The organism is Deinococcus aerophilus (genome assembly GCF_014647075.1).
Taxonomy (GTDB): Bacteria; Deinococcota; Deinococci; order Deinococcales; family Deinococcaceae; genus Deinococcus; species Deinococcus aerophilus.
In genome coordinates, this window is record NZ_BMOM01000088.1 from 1 (window position 1) to 701 (window position 701).

At 61.9% G+C, this 701-nt stretch carries 1 protein-coding gene; it reads left to right on the forward strand.

Going from position 1 to position 701, the window contains the following annotated elements; genetic code table 11:
• Positions 1–701, forward strand: a 701-nt coding sequence (locus IEY21_RS16700; RefSeq protein ID WP_505686667.1) for a transposase family protein, incomplete at both ends; no start/stop codon positions are given.

The following is a 701-nucleotide window of genomic DNA, read 5'->3' on the forward strand; positions in this document are numbered from 1 at the left end:
GACGCGTCCCGACTCTACCAAGCCATCTTCGGCCACATCCAGTGTGGGTTGTGGAACGACGTCCGCAACGCCCACACGCTGGCCTGGATGGCGACGGGCCTTTTGCTGTCCCAGTGCAGTTCCATTCCTGCGTGGCTCCCCTACATCCATTCTCGTGCCACGTTCGCTCAAAGCAGCGAACGTCGAGTTCGTCGGTGGCTGGAGAATCCAGCCATCGACTGTGGCGGCATTTACGGCCCATTGGTCACCCGTGCCCTGCGGGATTGGGGCGGTCAGACTCTCATCCTGGCGCTGGATACCAGCCTGCTGTTCGAGAAATTCTGCCTGATCCGTGTCTCCGTCCTCTTCCGAGGACGAGCGGTGCCGCTCGTCTCCCGTGTCCTTGAGCACTCCAGCGCGCAGGTCAGCACTGATCACCTGCTACCCGTCTTGGCCGAGGTCAAAGGACTGCTGGATTTCGTGGGCATCCAGCAGGTCCGCCTGCTGGCGGACCGCGGCTTCTGCGACACGGACCTGATGGGCTGGCTCGGGGTCTGCGGATGGCACTACCGCATCCGGATCAAGTCCAGCCTGATCCTGGCGGCCCCCGATGGCCAGCGGCTCTGCAAGGTGCGTGACGTGCAGCTCTTGCCCAGAGAAACACGCTTTTTCCACAACATCACCCTCACCCAAAAGCATTTCGGTCCCGTTCATATCGCTCT